Origin of the sequence: Mesorhizobium sp. M7A.F.Ca.CA.002.05.1.1, assembly GCF_003998335.1 — a bacterium.
Taxonomy (GTDB): domain Bacteria; phylum Pseudomonadota; class Alphaproteobacteria; order Rhizobiales; family Rhizobiaceae; genus Mesorhizobium.
In genome coordinates this window covers 1-804 of sequence record NZ_RZQI01001464.1, presented here as the reverse complement: position 1 = coordinate 804, position 804 = coordinate 1, and the positions used below count along the sequence as shown (strand labels likewise).

General features: G+C 66.8%; 1 protein-coding gene. It reads right to left on the bottom strand.

Annotation, left to right across the window (positions count from 1 at the left end):
* Window positions 1–585, bottom strand: a 585-nt coding sequence (locus tag EN939_RS36380; RefSeq protein ID WP_127272071.1) for an aminotransferase class I/II-fold pyridoxal phosphate-dependent enzyme, incomplete at its 3' end; no start/stop codon positions are given.
* Window positions 586–804: the final 219 nt, after the last annotated feature.

The window sequence follows — 804 nt, the reverse complement described above, 5'->3', positions numbered from 1 at the left end:
GGTAACGGCTGCCCACTGTGCCGCATCCAGATTGGCGCCGGTCGGGTTGTGGCAGCAGCCATGCAGCAGTACGACGTCGCCGCTCTTTGCGGTCCGCAGCGCCGCCAGCATGTCGTCGAAGCGAACAGCGCCCGAGGCGGCGTCGAAATAGGGGTATTCACGGATCTGCAGGCCGGCGGCGCGCATCACCGGCATGTGGTTCGGCCAGGTCGGGTCCGACAGCCAGATGGTTGCATCCGAGCGTGTCCGCTTCAGCAGTTCCGCCACCAGCCGCAGCGCGCCGGAGCCGCCGGGCGCTTGTGCGGCGCGGATGCGCGTCATGTCGGCGCCTGGACCGAAGGCGAGCTTGGCCATCACCGTGTTGAAGCCGGTATCGCCGGCAAGGCCGAGATAGGTCTTGGTGTCCTGGGCCTGCAGCAGGCGCTGTTCCGCTTCGCGCACGGCGCGCATGACCGGCGTCTTGCCGTCGCGATCCTTGTAGACGCCGACACCGAGGTCGACCTTGTCTGGACGCGGATCGGCGCGATAAAGGCCGATCAGGGCGAGGATCTTGTCGGCGGGGGCGGGCTGCAGGGCTTCAAACATCGAAAATGGTTCCATTGGCGCGGCGGAGTGATACGCAAATCGGTCGCGTTTCGCCAGCGGTTTTAGCTAGGTGCTCCAGCCCGAGGCGGGGGTGCCGGGAAGCCTGCCCTGCCTGCTCCTTTCAGCTTTGCCTCGGCCAGCGGTCAGCCCCCGCCGTGTTTCCCAGTCTGCCGCAACAGATAGATGACCGCGCCCAGCACCATCAAGGCCAGCCCGAAC